Source organism: Silicimonas algicola, from assembly GCF_003148765.1.
GTDB classification, from domain to species: domain Bacteria; phylum Pseudomonadota; class Alphaproteobacteria; order Rhodobacterales; family Rhodobacteraceae; genus Silicimonas; species Silicimonas algicola.
The window spans coordinates 270,715-291,640 of the sequence record NZ_QGGV01000005.1 but is presented as its reverse complement, the minus strand read 5'-3'; the positions used below and the strand labels follow the sequence as shown (position 1 = coordinate 291,640).

Genomic DNA, 20,926 nt, shown 5'->3' with positions numbered 1-20,926 from the left:
GGCCGGACCGTCGGTCGTTGCGCGAGCGTCTCGGTTGTAACTCCTTGTCACGGAGCACGTCATGCACACCTACATCTTCAAACCTCACACTCCTCCACTGCCCCGATCTCGCACCTCCGGTCAGCGCGACGGGGTCTGCAGGCCCGGCGCCATACGTCTCTGGTTCCGGACAGCCATCCGCAACTGGAAGCGCCGCAAGATGTTCGCGACGCTGCAAAGAATGGACGACCATCTGCTGCGGGACATCGGGATAGAGCGAGGCGATATCGCGCGCGTCGTTGACGGTTTCACCAATCGCGAGCTGGGCATGCGCCCGGTCTCTTCGGAAGTGGAGCGCGTCGAGACGCGTTGCGTCCGTCCCGCAACTTAGCATTCACGGACAATGCGAGCGCCACTGCATAGCAGCGGGCGCTCCCATCGCGTGGAAACGCTGTTCGAACGAATGGAGTGTAGAAATGATGATCTGCAAAGCAGATTTCGAAGATCTGTTTCCGCTAATGTTCCAGCCAGAGGACAAAGTCTGGGTTGTGGAGCCGAGCGCCAAGGCCTTGGCCCGGTGGGAAGATGATGGTGGTCGCGCCGCCCCGGTGGAGCCCTCCTGCCGACCCGCCACGAACTGTTCGAGACCGCTCTATCTGTCTCACCCCGCCATAACCGCGCTCACGATGAGCTTCATCGCCTACGGCGTCATTGGCGGTATGTTCGGAGTCACCGCCGCGCATCCAATAGCACGTTAATTCGCGAATGCGGCAAGCTTTCCGCATTCCAAGAGCATCACGGCTAAAAATAGAGGCCAGGTCTCTTTGCAGATCTGGTTCGTAGATGACTGGAGAAACAAATGCGAATTGATCATGAGTTGGGTGAAAAAGAGCTGCCAAACGTTTACAATACAGCAGCTGTGGCACGAAAGCTGGCAGAAGCCCTTGTCGAGACATATCAACTCGTTCTCGAGTCTCAGCTTTGTCGCTGGAACGTAACAGGGTCGCTATTTTACTCGGTTCGCCGAATGACCGAAGTCCACGTAACAGATATGTTTGCGGCAGTGGATGCGATGGCTGAGCGAATAAGGACACTGGACCATCCCGCGCACATCGGTTCGGCAGCACTTTTCGGACAAATGGTCGGTTCGCAACATACTGAAGTAACGGCAATCGAAATGGTCGAAAGTCTTGTGTTCAGTCACAATCGGCTGGCAGCGCGTCTACGCGCGCTCGTCGAGACCGCCGAGTGCGCGGGCGACCCCGTGACCGCAGATCTCGCGGCAGCGCGGGGAGCCTTCCACGAGAGGGCCGCCTGGATGCTGGGCGCCACGGCTAAATGAACTCAAGGCACCGATCACGGATAAGGAGAATGCCACGAATTCGGTCTGTTTTTTCTTGCGACGCGTGCAAGTGAATGGCGTTTTGGAAGTCTCATGTAATTGATGTCAGGTTCGAGTCTTTGGGATTGACAAATTACGCTTAGTGTTTACGTTCTTCTGATGGTCAAGCATGAGAATCTTTTCCGGTTTCTGCTTCTGAACCGCCCGCGTCCCCGGGTGGTCCGCGCATAAGTGCGCCTTCCACCACCCGGGGCTTTCTCACATTCTTGAATTGAGAACGAGGGCTTCGTCGCCCCGGGAGATACATCATGACCGTCACCAGGATCACTCACCTGCCTTCAGGCAGTGACTTTCGATCACTATTCGAACCATCTGCTATCGAGACCGGGTTCTACCTCACGGTTGACGACCGCGTCGGTATCGAGCGCCTGCTGCGTCATCTGAAGACCAGGAATGCGCCAAATCCACCCCTTCTGAACGGGCTCCTGCACCACAAGCTGCGGATATCGCGCGGCGCAAGGGAACCGGCCCCGCCCGAGATGGTCGTGGCTGGACGCCAGGTCACCTACATGATCAGCGGCGAGGGATCGCGCTCGGGCGTGCTCACCATGCGTCCGGTGCCGCTGCCAGGACACGTTCTCGTTGCATCCCTGCTGGGGGCAACCCTGATCGGGATGCGGAAGCTACAGAAGGTGCCACTGCTGCGAGACGACGGGAGTATAGACGTGCTCGTCGTGCTCGATGTGAGCCCGCCGTCAGATCAAGACGCTGGCTGACCGTCATCCGCCACCGGCGGTCTCAGTAGTCTGCATACCCACATCACATTCCGCGCCAACGGTGCCGGAAAGGAGAACTCAATGACCTTACCACGCTCCGCCTCACGCGATACCGCCCGGCGACCCAGGATCATCATCGGCGCCAACTGCCTGGATAGGCTCGAGGCACTTGCCGAGGGCGCGATCCGGCGAAACCCAGACCTCGCCGACAGGCTGCTCGACGAGATCGTCCGTGCCCGTATCGTTCCAATGGCGAAACTTCCGCCTTACGTAGTGGCAATCGGCCGCGCGGTCACTTACCGCGACGAAACTACCGGTCAGGAGAAGACGGTCACCCTGGTTTTTCCCGAGGACGCAGACATCGCGCGCGGCCGGATTTCGATCCTGACGCCGATCGGGGTCGCCCTGATCGGCCTGGCCGAGGGTGCCTCGCTTCACTGGGAGATCAGGGATGGTAAGCGTCGGGTGCTGACCGTGCTTCGTGTAGATCCCCACGATGCCGCTGAAGGGCAGAAGGTCCAATGATCTCTTATTTCAGAAGCCCTGCCGACTGACACGATCTCCTCGGAAAGAGCCGTTCGGTGGGTACTGTCATTTGAAGACGGTTCCGTTGTTGCTAGGGTCTCGTGAGCATGGGGAGCGAAGCAGGTTGCGGTCATTTCTCCCGCCTTTATGCGGGTACATCTGACCGCTGGCCCTGATGAAGTCCGCTTGCAGGTCTCGATCAGATCATCGAACTTTGATTTCCGGGTAGAAGCTCGGGTGTCCTGGCAGCAGCCTCGCTCGATCATCACCCCTCACGTCTGCCCTTGTATCTCGTCGCGGTGCCCGTGGCGCCGCCGTGTCCTCATACCGTGTTTGCGGGTGCGTTCAGGGCGATCGCCAATCCGCGCCAACTTCCGGCAACGCCGCCTTCCTCCCCGCTTTCGTCGCCGAGTAGAAGGTCACGTCCTTCGTCCGCGCAGTACACCGTTGGCGTGGTGTCAATCGATGTAATCTGGTAAGAAAGAGGCATGAACAAGACGAGACTTTTGGGGCGGGCTCGTGGAGCGACTGCAAAGAACTGGGATTGACGCAGGTACGCTACCTGCCACCGGCGCGTTGGTGTGGCGCGGCATTCTGCTTGGGACGGCGCTCTATCTACTTATCGGTGAGGATGCAGAAGCCAACCTTAAGCTTAACGGCGTTTCCTACATAGTGGCGCTCGTCTGGGCCTACTATGACGGCATGTTTATAAGGAGGATCTGGGCAATGGCTTTCGTGGAGGCGGCCTTCATGCTTCTTATCGGGGTCCAAGTTGCCAATCTCCTCGCAGCGGTCTTCGGCAATCCGATGCTTGGGACATGACCGGCGACGGCCGCCACAAGGGCGACGACGTTCCCCGATCGCTAACGCGTATCAGGAGGTTGCATGATCGGTTGATTGATGAAGGCAGCAAATCACGCCGAGAGACATGGTCTCTTGTGGAGGCGGACGGCAAGCGTAAGGTGCTCTTTGAGGCCCACGAGTCCGGGAAACCGAACGCTTCTCAGCCTATCGAACAACGGCTCATGACCGTTCGCGAAGCACTACGCGGGCCCCGCAAGATCGCGCGACGGATCTGGCTTTCCCTCGAAGATTGAACGGTTCTCCACTGCGGTCCAGATCGTGCCCTTTACCTCTGTCGCCGCAACGGGACGGCGAGGACGTCCACATATGAGTTCCGGAGTACCCGCTCGGTGACGCTGCCAATCAGTACCTTTGCGATCCCGCCCCTGCCGTTCGTGGACAACACGATCAAGTCAGCGTGTTCTTCTTCGGCTACTTTCAGAATCTCGTGTTGCGCCGCCGTTGCCTCGTAACGCGCAAGATGACGAACATCGTGCAAACCAGCCAAAGCAGAAAAAGCTGCGAGTTCACGTGCGGCATCGGTCAATTCGTCCATGAGATACTTTTTTTGGTCGTCCTGAGGCATCGTATGCACCATGGCTAGTCGAAGCGCCGGCGCGTCGAACAGGTACAGCAATGAATTGCGGGCTCCCTCGCCTACGCCGAGGGCCCTAAACCTTTGCAAGCCGTCGCGAGAAGGATCGGATAAATCGGTCGTCTGCAGCACATGCCGGTAGTGCCCGGCCGGTGTGGCGTTCACCATCAGGACGGGGCAATCAACCGACCGGATCGTCCGCTCCGCAGTGGTTCCGACAAACACGTCCCTGAGCACCTGCCGTCGATGCGACCCGAGGACAAGAAGGTCGGGTACTGTGTCGGCCACCGCCTGAACGATGCCCACGAAGGGGGACGCGAGGATTATGCGCGTCTCGCACGCCACGCCGTCAACATCTCGGAGCGTCGACGCCATCTGGCGCAGAAGCCTCGAGGCCACGTCCCGCCCTGCGTCCACTAGCCGGCGCGGCTGATCGTCGTCGACGACATGGACGAGCCGGATGGCGGCTTCGAACTGGCGGGCAAGCAAGGTCGCGCGCCGTAGAGCCCGATCGCGACAGAAATCCCTGCCTTTCCTCGCTGAATGACTTCGGTACTGCGACCTTCGATCGGCAGGACGCCCAACCATTCTGTAGCCGCCGCGACGCGTTCAGGGTCGCCCAGAAGGAGCAGGACGTCGCCGCTGCGGATCGGCAGCAATCGGACGCGGTCACGAAACCTCTTGCCGCTGCGTGCGACGCCAAGCAGCGTGACCGAATGACGTTGCAGAAGGCCCAGGGCGCGGGCCGTCCGGTTTTGAATCCTCGCGCCGTCGGGCACGATGGCCTCAACCAGCGCAAGTCCCGTCGATGTGACCCCGCCCTCATGTTTCTCGGATCCCGCAAAATCGAGTCTGACCTGCCCCATGAAGCTCTCGATTGACTTCGGCTCGCCTTCGACCACCAAGAAGTCACCTGGAAGCAACACCTCTCTGCGAGCCAGCCCCGGGCGCCGACGACCTCTGCGGATGAGGCCGAGAATATTGATGCCCGCATTTTCCGCCTGCGGGTAGAGGTCCTGCACCATCAGGTCGCCGTCGGCGGCCTCATCGCCTATGCGGAGCTCAGCGACGTAGCGCCCCTTATTCAGGTCGACCTGATGTCCTGCCAACTGCGTGCGCGTCGGCAAGAGCCGCCAGCCGACAAGGGATACGAAAGCGATACCAGCAATGGCGACGGTCAGTCCCACCGGCGCGAAATCAAACATGTCGAACGGAGCGCCAAGGGCGTCCTGACGATACTCTGAGATCACGATGTTCGGCGGTGTGCCGATCAGAGTGATCATGCCTCCTAGAATGGTCGCGAAGGATAATGGCATCAAGCTTTGGCCAGCCGCTCGTTTTGCCTTCTCCGCGGCCTCGACATCGAGTGGCATCAAGAGGGCCAGCGCAGCGACGTTGTTGATGATCGCTGACAATCCGGCCGCAAGCGTTGCCAAGACCGCGACGTGGAGGGGAAGAGGTCGCTTGGGATCGATCAGGCGCGCCGCGATAAGTTCAACGGCACCGGAAGCGGACAGACCACGGCTCAGATGAGGACAAGTGCGATGATCGCGACGGCGGAATGCCCGAACCCCGAAAACATCTCATCGGTAGGCACGAGCCCGATGGCGGTGGCGACGATCAGGGCCGAGAAGGCAACAAGATCATACCGTATGCGCCCCCAAATCAGCAGTACAAAGACGGCTCCGAGAACAACGAAGATCAGCATTAGTTCGGTTGTCATGGGTTCTCTATATTGGCTTCCAGATCGGTGGTCTCTTGTTCTTTTATGCCGATTGTCAGTTGTGTCCTGAACTCCAGGCGAAAACTCTCGAGCGTCATGCGCGCGCATCTCGAAAGCGACGGGAGTTAGAGACCATGCCCGATAAGGGGTCAGCTCCAGCGAAGCACGCAGTGCCACCTTAAGACCTTCGTTGCGCAGCGTTGCGATTGAATTTGAGCGTACGACCGGGACCGCGGATACGGGGTGCGGGCATTCCGAGCGTCATATACTGTTACGGCGCGGCCCTATGTATAACGCGCACGAAGACGTGCCTAAGAACGCCAGACTCACAACAGCCCCGCGCCGGGATGATGAAGTGACGCGGGGCTGTTGGGTTGGAATCCGCTCAATTGCCTCGGGGAAATGGTAGTGCACGATAGGACCATAAACAATGGGCTGTTGGCGCTGCGTAAGCAGATCATCTGTGGCGACGGTGAGAATTTGGCGCACGTGATGCTGCAGGCGCGCGGTGTGGCCATGCCAGCCGTACTACCCGCGAAGAAGAAAGAGGCCGCTCGGCACGGCCGGATGTAAAGGTTTGTCGCTTGGTGCCCTTGATTCATATGGCTGTTGCGTCGTGCTCTTTGCTGCTGGCTGAGCAATCCTGCGAAAGAGGAGCTTTGTGCCACCCACCAATCGTTCAGGGCAAATTTGACATCTCTGGCTCAGATTCCATGTGTTGCGGCGCGGTCCAAAGCGAACTGCAGCGAAACCTCTCGGCTCCCGATCTGTCCCGTAAGTTGCCGTTAACTCCTTCTGCGGCGCAATTTCTCTTCGTGACCCAACGCAAACAGCCGAGCGGCTCAAGACGATTTCGCCGCTTCAGTCACAGGAGGTCGTCGAGTGCCGCCGCTTCTTCTTCGATGGGCAAGGGTGCGCTGGCGCCGATGGCAGCCAGATAGGCGTCCAGAGTCTCAAGCGACGAGGCCGGCGCGTACTGGGTTCCATCATCGGCCGGGGCGACCACGGCGAGCTTCGGATCCCAGCCTGCTTGGGAGCGACAAGCGACAGAGACGACGGTCGTCGCATCCGGGGAGTCCACCTCGAACTCGCGACAAAGCGCACCGGTTGCATCGCGGAAGGAGGCTATGATGGCCACCTCTCCACCTTCGATGGCAGCCCGCCCCCCCGCCGGAAGCCGGTCCAATTCTTCGGACAGGCCCGTGGTGCCCAGGATCGCGAAGCGAGGGTCTTGCGGCTCTACCCGCGCATAGGGGGACAGGACGTATCCGCCAAGAAAGCCTACAACCGCAAGGCTGGCAGCCAGCGACATCGGCAAGAAGCGAAGCCGACGATCCGGGCGGGCCAAGGGCACAACCTTGGCATCGCTCTCCAAATCTGCCGCCGTCTCGATCGCGACCTGGGCGCGGGAAAGAACTTGCCCGGGCAGTGGATCCGCACGTCGGACAGCGGCTGCGGACACCAACGCCTCGCGCGTCCGCGAGAAGACAGCGAGCCGCGTGACAATGCTCGGATCGTCGCTAAGCACCGCTTCGACCCTTGCGGCATCGTGCTCATCAAGCTCGCCGTCGGCGTAGGCCATCAGCATCTCGTCGTCGATGTCGGTGCCGGTCATGGCGTCGCTCCTTGGCCCCCGTAGGACAACGTTCCTGTCTTCAATTTATTCCCAGCCTCTCCGCGAGCGCGATCCGCGCTCTTGCTAGACGGCTCATCACGGTACCCTTGGGTATGCCCAGAACCTCCGCCGTCTCGGCATAGGAAAGCTCCTCGAAACAGACGAGGTGCAAGACTTCTCTCTGGTCGTCCGGAAGCGCCGCCATCGCCCGTTCGGTCTCGTGCAGGAACAGAACGGCTTCGGTCACGCGAGCTCCATCCTGGATGGCGGCCTCCGGCGTTTCCGTGACGTCGATCTCGGTGCCTCTCGTCACCATGCGGCGGGTCATGTCAAGCCAGGCGTTTCGGAGGATACGGAACAGCCATGGATCAAGGCGCTCTCCGGGATCATAGCGGACCCTCGCCGCCAGCGCGCGTTCCACGCAGGTCTGAACAAGGTCGTCGGCAATGTCGGATTTCCGGCACAGTGACAGCGCATAGCGTCTGAGAGCCGGGAGAGCGGCAATGAGATCGCGTTCGAAGCTGTTCGTCATTGTTCTCCGATCCGAATTGCCGCGAGACTGACACGGAATATCTTCCGTTGCGACACGTATACTTGGAAGACCCTGGGCGAGTTGGAGAAGAACCGGATGAAAAATCGCTTTCTTGCCCTCTGGATCGCGCTGGTGGTCTCGGCGGCGCAAGTTCTGCCGCTAGCGTTCGTCGTGACACTGGGAACGGCATTTCCGACTTTCGCGCAAGACGACGATGATGACGGCGATGACGATGACGACGATGATGACGATGACGACGACTACGACGACAGTTGGTCGGGCCGCGATGACGATGACGACGACTCTGGTGTGAGACGGCCGTCTGGCGGCAGCGGAAATGCGCTTCGTAATCTCTTCAATCCCGGACAGCGTCGCCAGATGGCTCCTGCTCCCCTCGCGTCAGCACCTCTTCAGATTTCGGCACCAGGAGAAGTCGTCGCCCTAGCCCTGAGCGACGAGGACCTGGGGGTCCTCACAGCCCAGGGCTTTGCCGTCATCGAGGAACTGCAGCTTGCGGCTTGGCCCGGCGTCTCCCGCCGTCTTCGTATCCCCGCAGGGCTGTCGCTGAGTGAAGCACGTGCGGCGGTTCGCGCCCTGCCAACGGGCGAGGACGCAGATTTCAACCATTTCTATCGCTCGGAACAGGGCTTCTCCCAGACCTGCAGCGGGGCCGAGTGCCCGGCGCGGCTGTCTATCGGCTGGCCCGTACTTCCCGACCGGCGATCGGGCTGCGGTCGCGGCGTCACAATCGGGATGATCGATACCGGCATCAACGAAGGCCACGAAACGTTTGCTGGGGCGCAACTCGACGTGCATCGGCTGTCGCCGCAGGATTTCGATCCCTCTCGTGCCGTCCACGGCACAGCGGTCGCGGCGCTGCTGGTCGGCGATCCTGGAACGCGTTCGCCTGGCCTCGTCCCTGCTGCACGCTTGGTCGCCGTCGACGCTTTCCACCGGCGAGGGTCGGACGAGCGTGCGGACATCTTCACGTTGGTCGAAGCTTTGGACTTCCTGGCGGACCGGGGCGTCGAGATTCTCAACCTCAGTCTCGCCGGTCCGGAGAACGCGGTGCTGGCGGAGATTGTGGAGCGGCTTGTCGTCGAGCGGGATATCGTCATCGTCTCTGCCGTTGGCAACGATGGCCCTAGGGCGAACCCAGCCTACCCCGCGGCTTACGAAAAGGTGCTCGCGGTGACCGCAGTCGACCGTGAAAGGCGGGTTTATCGTCGCGCTATCCAGGGCGAACACGTCGACATCGCCGCCCCCGGCGTAAACGTCTGGACCGCCGCCTCTATCAGCGGGGCGCGACACAAGACCGGAACCTCGTTTGCCGTGCCGTTTGTTTCGGCCGCCGCGGCGATCCTGAGAGAGGAACAGCCAGAACTTAGCGCGACGCAGATCGCTGAGACCCTGCGCGTACGCGCCCTCGACCTCGGTGACAGTGGGCCCGATCGGGTCTTCGGTGCGGGTCTCCTCAACCTCGATGCTTCCTGCCTTGGCAGAACCTGATCTGGAGACAACACGATGAACCTCTTTCAACGCTCCAACAGCAAGATCCGTTTCCTGTGCGCGCCCGAGGACGACGGCGTGATCGCGCCGCCGGTCCCGGCCAAGAACTATCTCCCGGACTGGTTTCGCAGGCTGCCGGCCGTCGATGAGGCAAAGCTCGGGACCACCGATACGGGCCTGACGATCAAGCGCTGCCTGCCGTTTCTCGACGCGATGAGCACCGGATGGATCATTCCGCTTCCGGCCACTGTCCGGCTCGACGTGAGGGACGCAGGAGCCCTTGTCGACGCGGGATGGGACTTCGACCGACCGCTCGTCAGTTTTCATGGCTCTCACCAGGTGAAGGGTAATCCATGGGGCAAGCGCGCTGCCTGCAAGTTCCACAACTTCTGGACCATCGTCACGCCGCCGGGCTGGAGCTGCCTGTTCCTCAATCCCCTCAATCGCCCCAATGGGCTTTTCGAGGTCCTGGCGGGCGTCGTCGACACAGACACTTACCGCGCGCCGGTGCATTTTCCTTTCTTCCCGGTGGCGAAGGACGGACTTCACGTGATCGAGAAGGGCTCGCCGATGGTACAGGTGATCCCTTTTCGGCGCGATATGGTCGAGCTTCAGGCCGAGATCCGCGTGGAGCAGAGCGATGAAGCTGCGGACCGGAAGACGGTCACCCGCAGTACGCAGGCTTCTCCCGGCTGGTATCGGACCGAGGCACGCGCCACGCGCTGACGGCCGACAAACGAAAAGCGCCGGCCCATTTTCGGCCGGCGCGCTTTGTTTGGGTTTTCAGGCCGCCTCAATCGTCGTCGTCGGAGCTGTTCGAAGACGAGTTGCTGCTGCTGTTCGAACTCGAATTGGAACTCGAGTTGGACGACGAGTTCGAACTGAAATTGCTGTTCGAGTTCGAGTTGCTGTTTGAACTGGAGTTGCTGCTGGAATTCGAATTGCTGTTGCTGTTGCTGTTGCTGTTCGAACTCGAACCGCGCCGGCCCCGGTCGTCATCGTCGTCGTCGCGGTCGTAGCTCCGACTGCGGAACTGGGTCTCGCCGCGATAAACGGTCTGACCCGACAGAAACTTCTTGAAGAAGCCGCGGATCGTGTCGTCAAGGTCGTCGGCCTTCGCCGGGGCAGTCAACGCTGACGTGGCCACAACGGCTGTGGCGAGAAAAGTTGCGAGAGTTTTCATGTCTGCGGTCCTTCTGATGATGGAACTTGTTTCGACAAAAGGACTACGATTGGGTGATCGCTTTATTCCATGCCGATGAGAAAACGGTTCGCTCGCAGTTGTCGCTCGTCACTGAAAGTCTCAAAGTGCGCTTGCTAAGGGTTCAAGGTAATTCTGCGCAGCACTCCAAGAGCACTTGGGTCGAACGCACTGCCAGACGAAGCTTCCTGCCTATACCGGACCTTCGAGGCGCTGGCCGATGGGGCCCGCTCTCGGCCTGACCAGACCTTGACGACCGCGGCAGTGGCCGCAGTGCGAGACCTCTCAGTAGCGGTCGTTCGCTGCATATATTTAGTCTGCGGATCGGCCACCCGGACGAAGCGGCCGTTTTGTGCTATGATCGCTGCGGCAATTCCGGGGTGAGTGGATGCAACATGGAAGATGTCTTTGCGGAGGCCTTGAATTCACCGTCGAGGGGCAGCCCAACGAAGTGGTTCACTGCCACTGCCACTTCTGTCAAAGGGCGACAGGCAGCGCCTACTTGATCGAAACTTTGTTCGACAAGAACCGTTTCCACCTCCTGCGTGGCACGCCGCGTGTGTTTGGGCACGTGAGCGAAGGAAGTGGCAAACTCGTCCACATTCATTTCTGCGGCACCTGCGGGACGAAGACCCACATGCTGTTCGAACGGTTTCCCAGCTCGGTCGGCGTCTATTCGGGCACCTTTGACAACAAGGACTGGTTCGAGCGTCGCCCGGACAACAACCTACATTTCTATCTGAGTTCCGCCCCCGTAGGCACGGTAGTCCCTGCCGGGCACCGAGTCTTCGATGCCCACTACTGGGAATCCGATGGCGTAATCGCAGAGGCTCAAGTCTTCGACACCCACACTCTCGTGACAGAGCAACTGAAGGCCGCGAGTCAAGGGCGCTTGCGGGACCGCTAACCCATGCTCCCAGTTCAGTATATTGGGGTTCCGTCCGGCGCGTAATCGAGAACGTCCGGGTCCCACCATAAAATCCGATTCGAGCGGAAGCTGGACCTGCGGTCCAGCTCGTCTGCAAGAATGCTGATCTTCTCGTGCCGCGAGAGGTCGAACGTAATGCCGAGCGGGCGAGCCTGAACAAAACGAATATGGCAGATCAGGAAGATGTCCTGCATCGACACGCAGTTCGGGAAGAACCCACCGCCATCTGCCAATGCCAGTTCTTCTTCAAGCCAACCGAGAATTAAGGTCATCCGTTGCGCACAGCGCCGGAGATGAGGGTTCCCGTCGACGTGCACACCCGTCCAGGTCATTTGCGATATCGTCGTCACAGCAGTCCCGAACGTCTGGATGGTCGAGAATAGCAGCTTGTCCTTCCATAGGAACTCGGGACGCCAGGGAACCAAAGCCAGGGGGCGGTCGTCCTGTGGTCGATGGGTGTAACGGGTCATCAGATATTCAGCGATCAGCCCGCTTTCCCAGAGCGTTACGTCACCATCTCGTAGTGTCGGAACTTGCATTGTGGGCGTGACCGTACCGAGTTGGATCTCAGCCGGAGAATCGTCGGGTTCGTGGCCGTCATAGGCCAACCCAAGCTCGTGGAGTAATATCCGGACGGCGCGCGCAAATGGCGAGCCGCGGGAGAACATGAGCGATCGCGTTTCGTTCCGCATGATGCCCGGTAGCTTACTACAAGTCTATTGATTGGCGAAAAAGAATGCCGGAATGTCCGTTGCGGGCTCTGCGGGAAAATTGTGCCAGCGGGCGACCGTCAAAGTAGGGAGGGGCCCTGAGCGGACGTCCGGAAGCGCGGAGCTCCCGGGCGCTTCCGGCCCTTAGCCGACGTTCGGCAGTCCTACGATCCTCGTCCGCTTCGGCCCTAAGTTGCCGTCCAGCGTTCAATACATCGCGTCCGCTTCCCGCCCACTAGACCTTCGCGCCGCCCGCCATGAAGGACAGCGTCGGCCCTTCCCCGACCTTTACCTCGCCCAGCACGCTTACGCTCGTCTCAGGCGGCGGAAAGCGTTTACATCTCTGTCGCAAGTTGTTGACAAGTCGATGCCGAAGTTGATTCCCGTTTACAGGAAAAGGTTAGTCGGTACACGGCATGTAGCGGATCGCAAATCCGTGCACACCGGTTCGATTCCGGTACTCGCCTCCAAATCTTTTCAATGGGTTAGGCGGTTGTCGCTTCGCGCCCGGAGGCGAGTCTAAAAATTCGTCTAAACATTCTGTTTTTGTTCCGTTCTCTTTCTCTACTCAGAACGAGGCTCACGGGGACCTATGCGTCCGGGCCAGGTCCGCGCCTGCCGAGGTACAGCAGCGCCAGGAGCGAAAGGGCGGGGCTGACAATGAGCGAGATCAGAATCCAACCGAAGACGCTGCGGTTGCGTGATCGTGCCATCTGAGCGGGGAGGATGATGTAAAGCCAAACGGTTCCAATGAGAACGACGAGGCTTAAGCCTATGATGACTGCGGCGTCCGCTGCGTTGTTCATAGGTTCTCCTGTTTTCGCTCAACGCCGTCGCGCCAGACGGAACAGGAGCTAGGCTAAACTACACTTGGCTTTGTTCAGTACGCTTCTGTTGCGCCTGAATGGCCCTGATCCTCTGCCGAACCTTCTTAGTGTAGTGCTGGACCATGGCAGGACTTTGACCGGTCACGGCCGCGATCAGGTCGTCCGAGCATCCCGCTTCCAGAAGCTCACAAGCGGCGTTTTAGCGCCATGAGTGGATATCGTATTCCGAGGCCCCTATCCCGAGCTTGATGGATATCCCGACACCGAAATAGAAGCTGAGCCAGTGAGGGGTTCAGCTGATGGGTATGACGACTACGATCAGGGCTATTACGAATGGCTAGAGCAACAGGAACAGTTGTCTCGCCCGGTACTTCGCGCCTTTAAGTAAACGATCAATGACGTAAGATCATGGGTGGTTGAGGTGCACGCCGACACGAAATCTCAGATGCTTGCGCGAATGCTATTGGCTCAAAGCATTACAGCGCTCGAAGTATTCTTGTCGGACTCACTTATTGTCACAGTGGCGAACAGTCCGCATGCTCAAGGAAAGTTGCTTGCATCCAAGGATATCGGGATTGGCAGTAAGCAAATTCGACTTTCTGACGCCGTTGGCGTCGAGGATTTCGCGACGACCGCGCTACTAGAATATCTGCGCGCGGTTTCCTTTCACGAACTAAAGAAAGCAAATGCATTCTATCGTGTTGGCCTTGGTTTCAACATACTACCTGAAGCAGATTCACTGGAGGCGATCCAAAGATTTACACGAATGCGTCACGATTGCGTTCACAAGAACGGTGTCGACAGAGAATCGGGTGAGCTGCACCAGATTGACCAAGAAAGCCTATTACAATTAACAAATGAATTATCGAAGATGGTGGAATCGGTGGACGAGAACGTGGAAAATTGCAGCCCCCCCCCAGTAATTTTCCTTCCAATTGCCTTCAGGCAATTGAGACTTCCGATAGCCTTTCGCAAATTTACATTTTTTTCCAACGCGATCCACAATTTGTTTCGCAGGGCGAACACATTCGTTCTGCAATATTGATCTTACTATCGGTCATCTCCATCTCTGCGAATTGAACCTCCGAACAAATGGCTCGCACGCTACCCCGTCTTGATTCCTATCGTGCCTCGGATAGTAGCCAGGTTGCCCTCGATTGGAGGGCGCCAAGCCCACCATTCGCGCAAAATCGCAGTTTGGCGCCGCAGCCATATGCCGAACTGTCGTCCATGCTGGCCATTGGCTGACGTAGAACTTCCAACCAAGCATTGAGATGATGGCCACAACACATATCGCTCTGAGATAACGACGAGGGAAACGCCGTCGCCGGTAGCCTTGTTGCGGTGTCGCCCACTTTGAGCGCGCGGATTGCGCTCGGCGAAAGGATGAGATGTTGTCACGTTTTTTTCTCATGGAGCTCAATTCGACCAGCCCTTTTCGTGATCTCAACTTCGCTTTCTGAGGCCTGAAAACTGTCCACGAGCGGGTCTAAACATTCACGCTCTGTTCTTATCATTTCGAACCCAAGTCTAAACATTTTATCGATATATTTCATCGTTATACCCACTTTTGCAAATCTGTGCACACGGGTTCGATCCCGATACTCGTCTCCACCACACAAGCTTCAACATGTCGGCAGGATCGGCTGCCACGTGCCGCACTTGGTGTAAGTTTGAAGGTACTCCCAGTTCTGGCCGTCGCGGCCTTTCTTGAGTGCTGGTCGGTCCCGCGCACCTCGGCTCATCGTCGGGTTCGGTGGTTGAAACCTGAGAGGTAACCACGGCTTGCGCGCGTCGCACGGCGAACGTCGCCTTTCCGCCCTTCTTGCGGGTTTCTGCTATCGCAAGACCGCTACATGGCTAACCATTTTTCCGGCTGGACTTCTCCTGGAACCAGAGCGGTAGTGTCCACGCGACGATCTAGCCGTCAGTCTCCGCCCGGCCCTCCGGGCTTTGCCTGGTAGCAGGGGCGAGATGCTCCTGCACATGTAAGAGGAGACAGAGATGACCACTAAAAAAGAAAGCGTGGAAACCAAGCGCCTTGCGCCAACGAAAGCCGGTAGGCCCAGGGACACCAAGACAGCCCAGCTGATCCGGCTGCTCTCGACGAAGTCGGGCGCGGACGCCACCGCAATCAGTGCCAGACTCGGCTGGAAGCCGCACACGACGCGAGCGGCGATCAGCGGGCTGAAGAAGGCCGGGTACGAGATTGCGGCGGAGAAATCGGACCGTGCCAGGCGAACGCGATACCGCATCATTGGAAAGCCCAAGCCAGGCCCCGTAACGACCTCCTCAATGGAGCCCTTGCATGGGTAAGGCGGATCCCGACCGCATACATATCTTGCAGGATTGGGAGGAGGCGTTCGGGTCTCCTCCGCCGCCCTACCTGTCGGTGGCATTCATGCGGAAGGCCCTGTGCCATGAAGCCCAGTGTCGTCGTCATGGTGGGCTTCCGCCGGACATACGGCGGGCTCTGCGCCAGATCGCAAGAGGCCATTCGGTCTCCGACAGCACCCGCCGGGTCGCACGGCCGGGGTCCCGTCTCGTTCGCGAGTGGAACGGACGCACCTATCACGTAGAGGTCCTGAAGGAGGGCTACTGCATGGATACCCGGACCTGGCCATCCCTCTCTGCGATCGCCAAGCACATCACGGGAACGACGTGGTCCGGACCCAGGTTCTTCGGACTGGTCGACCGGACAAGGGACACGTCGTGAGGAAGATCCGGTGCGCCATCTACACAAGGAAGAGCTCGGAGGATGGGCTGGAGCAGGAGTTCAACTCGCTTCATGCGCAGCGAGAGGCCTGCGCAGCCTACATCCTCAGTCAGAAGCACGAAGGCTGGGTGCTCTTGCCGGAGCCCTACGACGATGGCGGCCTGTCCGGCGGGAGCCTCGAGCGACCTGCACTGCTGCGCCTGCTCGACGACATCCGCGCTGGCAGGATTGACCAGATCGTCGTCTACAAGATCGATCGGCTGACCCGGTCGCTGGCCGATTTCGCGAAGATCGTCGATGCACTGGATGCGGCCGGAGCTTCCTTCGTCTCTGTCACCCAGTCCTTCAATACCGCCACCAGCATGGGGCGTCTGACGCTCAACATGCTCCTGTCGTTCGCCCAGTTCGAACGCGAAGTCACAGCAGAGCGGATACGGGACAAGATCGCGGCCTCCAAGCGCCGGGGCCTCTGGATGGGTGGGAGCGTCCCTCTGGGATATGATCCTGACGGCCGGACACTGAAGACCAATGAGCAGGAAGCGGTGACCGTCCGGACCATCTACGACCTCTATGAGAGACTTGGTACGGTACGGGAGGTCCATGCAGAGGCCGATCGGCTGAACCTCCGTAGTCGGCGCCGAGAGAGGTCGGGCGGCAAGATGACTGGAGGTGGTCCGTTTGATCGCGGGCATCTGCACTACATCCTCACTAACCCTCTCTATGCGGGTCGCATCCGGCATCGGAAGAAAGTGTACGATGGTCAGCACCCCCCGATCATCGATCCGGAACGGTGGGATGCGGTTCAGAGCAAGCTTCAGGAGGACTCGGCACGCGGGCGCGGCAGGGCTCTGGCGTCTCCTAAGTCACACCTCTGCGGGAAGTTGTTTGATGAAACCGGGGACCGGCTGACACCGACGCACTCAAGGACCCGAAAAGGCGTCCGGCTCCGGTACTACATCTCTCACCGGCTTGCAGCGCAGAGCGGGCAGCCGCATCCGGGAGCCTGGCGTCTGCCGGCCGAGGAGCTTGAGAGCACGGTTGCCACTCTCCTTCAGGCCACCTTCTCCCGGCAGGGCTTCGCCGCCACACTTGCTCCCTTGGCACCTGCGGAGACGATCGCCCAGGCTGCTGCCGCTCTGAAGAGACTTGGCGCCGATCCCGACCGGTCCGGCATGTTGGCACTGGTCGAACGCATCGACATCGCACCCGGATTGATGATCCTCAAACTTGATGCCGACAGCGTCGCGGCGCAACTCGCGATGGATGCAACGCAGATAGACGCTGCTGCCTTGTCCAGGAGCCATCCGTTCCAGCTCCGCAAGCGCGGCGTGGAGACAAGGATCGTTCTCGCGGATACGCCGACGGGTCAGGATGAGACTCTTGCCCGTAACATTGCACGGGCGATCGAGTGGCTGGAAAGGATCAAGGCGGGCGAGACCTTCGGCGAAATCGCTGACGCCGAAGGCACTCACAAGAGCCGCGTTCAGCAGATCATCCGGCTGGCGTTCCTGGCTCCTGACATCGTCCGGGATGTTCTTGATGGCAGGCAGCCGTTGGGCTTCACATCCGAATGGTCCCTGCGCAATGAGCTGCCGTCGGACTGGCAGGAACAGCGTGCCCTGCTAGCGACCCTCTGAAACGCTGTAATTCAACCTCGTATGGCGAAAATGCCCCGTGCAGACCCAGGCCAGCCAAGGCGCCTGTTGCCGGGCTTGCTTTGGTCTGCGCCGAAGAGTGCTCCCGGTAACTTACGGAAAGGGCGGCAGATTATCTGCCGCACCTTCAATCGTCAAAGTTACTTGGAGTGCCTGGCTGGGGAGGCAGGATTCGAACCTGCAACCTGCGGTACCAAAAACCGTTGCGCTACCGTTGCGCCACTCCCCAAAGGCAAGCGTGTCTTACTCAGACGCGATGGCCTGTGCAAGTCCCGCCGGACACGAATCCCGTCAGCTCGACACCTGCTCCCGCAGCACCTGGACGGTCACCGAAACCAGCAGGTAGATCGCACCGAAGATCAGAAGAGCGATCAGCGTGTTCTCGAAGACCTTGGGATAGGTCGGCTCGTCGGGCGCAACGGGGCTCACACCGATCGACAGGAAACGGACCTGGCGGTTCGCCTCGATGCGGGCGGCTTCGAGCTGCTGGAGCGATTCCTGCATCATCATCGTCCGGGTCTCGAGTTCGACCTCGGCCATGCGCAGGCGCGAGGTCATCGAGGCCAGAGAGCCCTGCGTCGATCCTTGCTCCGTCAATTGCGAACGCAGATCCGCGATCAGCGTCTCGAGCCGTTCGATGTCTCCCTCGGCGCCAGCGACACGAGCCTGGTTCGGACGGGCGTTGTCCATGAGCTGACTCAGCTGCAGCCGCTTCTCGGTCAGCTGGGTTTCAAGCGCGTTGACCTGGCTCATCACGCCGGCGGTTTCGGACTGCGGGTCGAGCACGCCCATCTGCTCCTGGAGGGCCAGGACCTTTTCCTGCGCCTCGAGCATCTTGCGGTCGGCGTCCTCGAACGTCTCGTTCGCGCCGCGCATCTGGTCGGCCCGCTTGCGCTCGGTGATCTGGTCGACCCGTTCCTCGGAATAGCCGATCAGCGCCTCCGAGAAGACGCGGCTCATCTCGGGCGACAGGGCCGAGACCTCCATGCGAAGCACGCCTTCCGTGGGGTCGTAGCCAACCTTCACATGCTTCTGGTAATGCTTGTAGAGCGCCTCGTTCGTCGCATCGGGCATGACACGCTGAAGAGAATCCACCGAGGGATCGCTGAAGTGCTCGCGATAGCCGTATTCGCTGTCGAGCCGTTGCAGCGCCCCGCGCGATGTCAGGTAGTCCTGCACCAGGATCGAATCCTGGCTCGTCGCCATCGCCGTGCCGCCGAGAAGGCCGCCTGTGCCGGACGTGACCTCGGCCTGCTGTACGATGAACTCGGACTTGGTCGCATAGCTGGGTGTCGCGAGATAGGCGAAGTAGTAGCCGCAGATCATCGTCGGCAGGAAGACGAACAGCGTCAGCCTGAGGCCGAGAAGCGCCAGTTTCCGCCGTCGACGCCGGATGATATCGCGCTGAATGCGCTCGATGTCGTGCAGATTGGCCGGACCGGATCCGGCCGGGATGTGCTCGCCCGGCAGGTTCCGCTTCGGATCCACCGTTTGCGGCAGACCGGCGCGGCGCGGCGCATCGCCCGGTTGCGCGGGTTGGGCCTGCTGTCCTTGTGGCTGCGCTTGCCCGGCTGCGGCCGCCGGTGCGGGGCTGTCCGACGTGTCGCGGGCGTGGACGAGTTCGATCATGTTCGCGCGGTCGAAGGGGTCGATGCCCCGATCGCGCAAGAGGCGCACGGCGTCGAAGTCAGACGACGGCGTCATCCCGTGCTTCTGCGCCAGGCGTCGCGCCATGCGAAGCTGGCGCCCGGTCAGGCCCTCGCGCCGGATCTGCGAGATCGACGTCTCGGAGGCGGCCTCGGTGTCGGCCTTGGCCGAGCCCGGGAAGGCCATGTCGCCGAAGCCGTCCTCGGAGGTGCCGGGGAGCGACCGATCCTCGCCGCCCTCGGTGCCCGGGGCGCGCCCCGAGCTGCGACGGATACGGAACTTAGGCGCTTTGGGGTTGGTAGTCATAGACTGCTTTCGCCTCTTCAAGCGTGTCGAACATCAGCATCCGCCCATTGCGCAGGACGGCTGCCGTCTTACAGAATTTCTCGAGCGTGGTCGCCTGGTGAGACACGATGATCACCGTGGACGTCTTAAGTCGCTCGTAAAGGATCTGGCCGGCCTTCCGGTTGAAGTCGGCATCGGTCGTCGCAGGCATCCCTTCGTCGATCAGGTAGAAGTCGAAATCGAGAGCCAGGAGCAGCGAGAACGAGAACCGCGCCGCCATTCCGGCGCTATAGGTCCCGACGGGCATGTCGAAGTATTCTTCCAGCCCGCAGACCCAGCGGCAGAACGCCTCGAGATAGTCGGGGTCCTTGTCGTAGATTCGCGCGATGAACCGGCAGTTCTCCATCGCCGACAGACGCGGCACCAGACCGCCCATGTAGCCGAGCGGAAACGAGATGCGCGACCGGCGGACGATCTCGCCCTCGTCCGGTTTTTCCAATCCCGCCATCATGTTGACGACCGTCGTCTTGCCGGTGCCGTTCGGCGCGAGGATGCCGAGCGACTGCCCGCGTTCGACGCGAAACGACGCCCGGTCAAGGATCACCTTGCGCCGTTCGCCAGTCCAGAAGGACTTCGAGACGTTCCGAAACTCGATCATGCGGACATGTTGCCTGACGTGCCGTACTGCGCCTTGCGGCCGGTTTGTTCCGACCTTAGCCGAAAATGGTGCGAATGTGTGGCGTTTTGCCAATTAAATCGCAGGTGTTCCAGCACGGAATCCTGGAGGATCGCCATGATCAGCGGCCCTTGGCCATCGGGAAGGACGAACCGGCGAGGCTCCGCCGGTTCGTTGGCTGATCAGTTCTCCTGCTTCTGCACGCGCGTGAGCTTGCCCGCTGCAATCGAGAGCGCCGCCGCGAAGAAGCTGAAGAGCGCGCCCATCTTCGCCGCATCCTGCACTGGCCCCGGTTCGAAGGCCACGGAGGCAATGAAAAGCGAGACCGTGAAGCCGATGGCGGCGACGCACCCGACGACAAAGAGGTCGATGGTCCGCATCCCCTTCGGCAGCCCGAGCCCGAGCGGGCCTGCCGCAATCCAGCCGAACAGCAGGACGCCTGCAGGTTTGCCCACGATGAGCCCCAGAAGGACAAGCCAGGTCGGCGACCCGATGGACGAGAACTCGACGCCCGCGTTCAGGAGGCCGAAAAAGAACAGGACGACCTCGACCGGGTGCTTCAGCAGGTGCTCGGCATGGTTCAGAGGTAGTGGAGCGTCAGCGAGCGGTATTCGACCTGCCCTGCGGCATCGTAATGCGCGTGACCGACGATGAAGTCGTGGATCAGCTCGAATTCGACGAAGTGGTGATAGCTCTCGGCATCTATGTTCGCCCACACCAGCGCGATCAAGGCCCCTGCGATCAGCAGAAGCGAGTAGTTGGTCACGAAGTTCCAGACGTGATACATGCCGCCCTCCCGAAAGGTTTTGGAAGGGAATAGTTTAGGCTCCGGCTCCCATCAA

Annotated in this window: 26 protein-coding genes, 1 tRNA gene and 1 pseudogene; 15 read left to right on the top strand and 13 right to left on the bottom strand. The window is 60.2% G+C overall.

What is annotated here, in order from left to right:
* Positions 1-61: 61 nt before the first annotated feature.
* The 7 genes from C8D95_RS13265 to C8D95_RS21735 all read left to right on the top strand — a co-directional run bounded on the left by C8D95_RS13265 (position 62) and on the right by C8D95_RS21735 (position 3,719).
* Positions 62-370, top strand: coding sequence for a DUF1127 domain-containing protein (locus C8D95_RS13265; RefSeq protein ID WP_109759657.1), 309 nt, complete (start codon positions 62-64; stop codon positions 368-370).
* An 85-nt stretch (positions 371-455) separates the two neighbouring features.
* The gene (locus C8D95_RS13260) at positions 456-737 is read left to right on the top strand and encodes a hypothetical protein (protein ID WP_109759656.1); all 282 of its coding nucleotides are present in this window, start codon (positions 456-458) and stop codon (positions 735-737) included.
* A 101-nt stretch (positions 738-838) separates the two neighbouring features.
* Positions 839-1,321 carry a Dps family protein gene (locus C8D95_RS13255; RefSeq protein ID WP_109759655.1) on the top strand — a complete coding sequence of 161 codons (483 nt, stop codon included), beginning with the start codon at positions 839-841 and terminating at the stop codon, positions 1,319-1,321.
* Positions 1,322-1,629: 308 nt separating this feature from the next.
* Positions 1,630-2,097 carry a hypothetical protein gene (locus C8D95_RS13250; RefSeq protein ID WP_109759654.1) on the top strand — a complete coding sequence of 156 codons (468 nt, stop codon included), beginning with the start codon at positions 1,630-1,632 and terminating at the stop codon, positions 2,095-2,097.
* An 81-nt stretch (positions 2,098-2,178) separates the two neighbouring features.
* Positions 2,179-2,622, top strand: a complete 444-nt coding sequence (gene rnk / locus C8D95_RS13245) for a nucleoside diphosphate kinase regulator (protein WP_109759653.1) — start codon at positions 2,179-2,181, stop codon at positions 2,620-2,622.
* Positions 2,623-3,201: 579 nt separating this feature from the next.
* Positions 3,202-3,444 carry a hypothetical protein gene (locus C8D95_RS13240; protein ID WP_146203000.1) on the top strand — a complete coding sequence of 81 codons (243 nt, stop codon included), beginning with the start codon at positions 3,202-3,204 and terminating at the stop codon, positions 3,442-3,444.
* Positions 3,441-3,719, top strand: a complete 279-nt coding sequence (locus tag C8D95_RS21735; RefSeq protein WP_126918606.1) for a hypothetical protein — start codon at positions 3,441-3,443, stop codon at positions 3,717-3,719. Before C8D95_RS13240 ends, C8D95_RS21735 begins: the two co-directional genes overlap by 4 nt.
* A 32-nt stretch (positions 3,720-3,751) precedes the next feature.
* On the opposite strand, the gene C8D95_RS13235 is transcribed toward C8D95_RS21735, so the two are convergent.
* From C8D95_RS13235 to C8D95_RS13220, 5 genes are all read right to left on the bottom strand, one after another.
* Positions 3,752-4,549 (bottom strand): universal stress protein, encoded by a 798-nt coding sequence (locus tag C8D95_RS13235; RefSeq protein ID WP_109759651.1) that lies wholly within the window; start codon positions 4,547-4,549, stop codon positions 3,752-3,754.
* Positions 4,477-5,535: an SLC13 family permease gene (locus C8D95_RS13230; protein WP_241239915.1), complete on the bottom strand. Its 1,059-nt coding sequence runs from the start codon at positions 5,533-5,535 to the stop codon at positions 4,477-4,479. Before C8D95_RS13230 ends, C8D95_RS13235 begins: the two co-directional genes overlap by 73 nt.
* Before the next feature lie 50 nt (positions 5,536-5,585).
* Complete coding sequence (locus tag C8D95_RS22540; protein ID WP_241239715.1) at positions 5,586-5,783, bottom strand: hypothetical protein; 198 nt, start codon at positions 5,781-5,783, stop codon at positions 5,586-5,588.
* 865 nt (positions 5,784-6,648) lie between these two features.
* Positions 6,649-7,398 (bottom strand): anti-sigma factor, encoded by a 750-nt coding sequence (locus tag C8D95_RS13225; protein ID WP_109759650.1) that lies wholly within the window; start codon positions 7,396-7,398, stop codon positions 6,649-6,651.
* A gap of 40 nt (positions 7,399-7,438) precedes the next feature.
* Positions 7,439-7,930: an RNA polymerase sigma factor gene (locus C8D95_RS13220; protein ID WP_109759649.1), complete on the bottom strand. Its 492-nt coding sequence runs from the start codon at positions 7,928-7,930 to the stop codon at positions 7,439-7,441.
* Between the two features lie 81 nt (positions 7,931-8,011).
* Between C8D95_RS13220 and C8D95_RS13215 the strand changes: the two genes are divergently transcribed.
* From C8D95_RS13215 to C8D95_RS13200, 4 genes are all read left to right on the top strand, one after another.
* On the top strand, positions 8,012-9,439 hold the full coding sequence (locus C8D95_RS13215) for a S8 family serine peptidase (RefSeq protein WP_249033319.1): 1,428 nt from the start codon (positions 8,012-8,014) through the stop codon (positions 9,437-9,439).
* A 15-nt stretch (positions 9,440-9,454) separates the two neighbouring features.
* Entirely contained in the window at positions 9,455-10,165 is a 711-nt protein-coding gene (locus tag C8D95_RS13210) for a DUF6065 family protein (RefSeq protein ID WP_109759648.1), read from the top strand.
* A gap of 101 nt (positions 10,166-10,266) precedes the next feature.
* The gene (locus C8D95_RS22055; protein WP_164721745.1) at positions 10,267-10,458 is read left to right on the top strand and encodes a hypothetical protein; all 192 of its coding nucleotides are present in this window, start codon (positions 10,267-10,269) and stop codon (positions 10,456-10,458) included.
* 570 nt (positions 10,459-11,028) lie between these two features.
* Positions 11,029-11,547 carry a GFA family protein gene (locus C8D95_RS13200; protein WP_109759647.1) on the top strand — a complete coding sequence of 173 codons (519 nt, stop codon included), beginning with the start codon at positions 11,029-11,031 and terminating at the stop codon, positions 11,545-11,547.
* A 14-nt stretch (positions 11,548-11,561) separates the two neighbouring features.
* Here C8D95_RS13200 and C8D95_RS13195 read toward each other — a convergent pair whose 3' ends face one another.
* A complete protein-coding gene (locus C8D95_RS13195; protein ID WP_109759646.1) occupies positions 11,562-12,260 on the bottom strand; it encodes a glutathione S-transferase family protein in 699 nt (232 codons plus the stop codon).
* A gap of 608 nt (positions 12,261-12,868) precedes the next feature.
* Positions 12,869-13,084, bottom strand: a complete 216-nt coding sequence (locus C8D95_RS13190) for a hypothetical protein (protein ID WP_109759645.1) — start codon at positions 13,082-13,084, stop codon at positions 12,869-12,871.
* A gap of 433 nt (positions 13,085-13,517) precedes the next feature.
* Between C8D95_RS13190 and C8D95_RS21730 the strand changes: the two genes are divergently transcribed.
* On the top strand, positions 13,518-14,150 hold the full coding sequence (locus C8D95_RS21730) for a hypothetical protein (protein ID WP_146202999.1): 633 nt from the start codon (positions 13,518-13,520) through the stop codon (positions 14,148-14,150).
* Between the two features lie 12 nt (positions 14,151-14,162).
* Here the strand turns inward: C8D95_RS21730 and C8D95_RS22955 are convergent, their stop codons facing one another.
* Complete coding sequence (locus C8D95_RS22955) at positions 14,163-14,318, bottom strand: excalibur calcium-binding domain-containing protein (RefSeq protein ID WP_428842850.1); 156 nt, start codon at positions 14,316-14,318, stop codon at positions 14,163-14,165.
* 791 nt (positions 14,319-15,109) lie between these two features.
* Between C8D95_RS22955 and C8D95_RS13180 the strand changes: the two genes are divergently transcribed.
* Genes C8D95_RS13180 through C8D95_RS13170 form a run of 3 tightly spaced genes read left to right on the top strand, consistent with a single transcriptional unit; the run spans position 15,110 to position 17,458 of the window.
* Positions 15,110-15,421 (top strand): DUF3489 domain-containing protein, encoded by a 312-nt coding sequence (locus tag C8D95_RS13180; RefSeq protein WP_109759644.1) that lies wholly within the window; start codon positions 15,110-15,112, stop codon positions 15,419-15,421.
* On the top strand, positions 15,414-15,821 hold the full coding sequence (locus tag C8D95_RS13175) for a DUF2924 domain-containing protein (RefSeq protein ID WP_109759643.1): 408 nt from the start codon (positions 15,414-15,416) through the stop codon (positions 15,819-15,821). The genes C8D95_RS13180 and C8D95_RS13175 overlap by 8 nt, the downstream gene beginning before the upstream one ends.
* A complete protein-coding gene (locus tag C8D95_RS13170; protein ID WP_109759642.1) occupies positions 15,818-17,458 on the top strand; it encodes a recombinase family protein in 1,641 nt (546 codons plus the stop codon). The genes C8D95_RS13175 and C8D95_RS13170 overlap by 4 nt, the downstream gene beginning before the upstream one ends.
* A gap of 172 nt (positions 17,459-17,630) precedes the next feature.
* On the opposite strand, the gene C8D95_RS13165 is transcribed toward C8D95_RS13170, so the two are convergent.
* From C8D95_RS13165 to C8D95_RS22530, 5 genes and pseudogenes are all read right to left on the bottom strand, one after another.
* Positions 17,631-17,705 (bottom strand) — tRNA-Gln (locus C8D95_RS13165).
* Positions 17,706-17,767: 62 nt separating this feature from the next.
* Positions 17,768-19,429, bottom strand: a complete 1,662-nt coding sequence (locus C8D95_RS13160) for a KpsE/RkpR family capsule polysaccharide export protein (protein ID WP_109759641.1) — start codon at positions 19,427-19,429, stop codon at positions 17,768-17,770.
* A complete protein-coding gene (locus C8D95_RS13155) occupies positions 19,404-20,066 on the bottom strand; it encodes an ABC transporter ATP-binding protein (RefSeq protein ID WP_109759640.1) in 663 nt (220 codons plus the stop codon). The genes C8D95_RS13160 and C8D95_RS13155 overlap by 26 nt, the downstream gene beginning before the upstream one ends.
* Positions 20,067-20,266: 200 nt before the next feature.
* Positions 20,267-20,668 (bottom strand): annotated as a pseudogene (locus C8D95_RS22535) (Na+/H+ antiporter NhaA); the annotation flags it as partial.
* Positions 20,665-20,871, bottom strand: coding sequence for a hypothetical protein (locus C8D95_RS22530; protein ID WP_241239717.1), 207 nt, complete (start codon positions 20,869-20,871; stop codon positions 20,665-20,667). The gene C8D95_RS22530 and the pseudogene C8D95_RS22535, both read right to left, overlap by 4 nt.
* Positions 20,872-20,926 lie beyond the last annotated feature (55 nt).

Bases quoted from the DNA above. Each gene is read 5' to 3' on its own strand.
- C8D95_RS13265 (WP_109759657.1), top strand. From the start codon at position 62: ATGCACACCTACATCTTCAAACCTCACACTCCTCCACTGCCCCGATCT.
- C8D95_RS13260 (WP_109759656.1), top strand. From the start codon at position 456: ATGATGATCTGCAAAGCAGATTTCGAAGATCTGTTTCCGCTAATGTTC.
- C8D95_RS13255 (WP_109759655.1), top strand. From the start codon at position 839: ATGCGAATTGATCATGAGTTGGGTGAAAAAGAGCTGCCAAACGTTTAC.
- C8D95_RS13250 (WP_109759654.1), top strand. From the start codon at position 1,630: ATGACCGTCACCAGGATCACTCACCTGCCTTCAGGCAGTGACTTTCGA.
- rnk (WP_109759653.1), top strand. From the start codon at position 2,179: ATGACCTTACCACGCTCCGCCTCACGCGATACCGCCCGGCGACCCAGG.
- C8D95_RS21735 (WP_126918606.1), top strand. From the start codon at position 3,441: ATGACCGGCGACGGCCGCCACAAGGGCGACGACGTTCCCCGATCGCTA.
- C8D95_RS22540 (WP_241239715.1), bottom strand. From the start codon at position 5,783: ATGACAACCGAACTAATGCTGATCTTCGTTGTTCTCGGAGCCGTCTTT.
- C8D95_RS13225 (WP_109759650.1), bottom strand. From the start codon at position 7,398: ATGACCGGCACCGACATCGACGACGAGATGCTGATGGCCTACGCCGAC.
- C8D95_RS13220 (WP_109759649.1), bottom strand. From the start codon at position 7,930: ATGACGAACAGCTTCGAACGCGATCTCATTGCCGCTCTCCCGGCTCTC.
- C8D95_RS13210 (WP_109759648.1), top strand. From the start codon at position 9,455: ATGAACCTCTTTCAACGCTCCAACAGCAAGATCCGTTTCCTGTGCGCG.
- C8D95_RS13200 (WP_109759647.1), top strand. From the start codon at position 11,029: ATGCAACATGGAAGATGTCTTTGCGGAGGCCTTGAATTCACCGTCGAG.
- C8D95_RS13195 (WP_109759646.1), bottom strand. From the start codon at position 12,260: ATGCGGAACGAAACGCGATCGCTCATGTTCTCCCGCGGCTCGCCATTT.
- C8D95_RS13190 (WP_109759645.1), bottom strand. From the start codon at position 13,084: ATGAACAACGCAGCGGACGCCGCAGTCATCATAGGCTTAAGCCTCGTC.
- C8D95_RS22955 (WP_428842850.1), bottom strand. From the start codon at position 14,318: ATGGCTGCGGCGCCAAACTGCGATTTTGCGCGAATGGTGGGCTTGGCG.
- C8D95_RS13180 (WP_109759644.1), top strand. From the start codon at position 15,110: ATGACCACTAAAAAAGAAAGCGTGGAAACCAAGCGCCTTGCGCCAACG.
- C8D95_RS13175 (WP_109759643.1), top strand. From the start codon at position 15,414: ATGGGTAAGGCGGATCCCGACCGCATACATATCTTGCAGGATTGGGAG.
- C8D95_RS13160 (WP_109759641.1), bottom strand. From the start codon at position 19,429: ATGACTACCAACCCCAAAGCGCCTAAGTTCCGTATCCGTCGCAGCTCG.
- C8D95_RS13155 (WP_109759640.1), bottom strand. From the start codon at position 20,066: ATGATCGAGTTTCGGAACGTCTCGAAGTCCTTCTGGACTGGCGAACGG.
- C8D95_RS22530 (WP_241239717.1), bottom strand. From the start codon at position 20,871: ATGTATCACGTCTGGAACTTCGTGACCAACTACTCGCTTCTGCTGATC.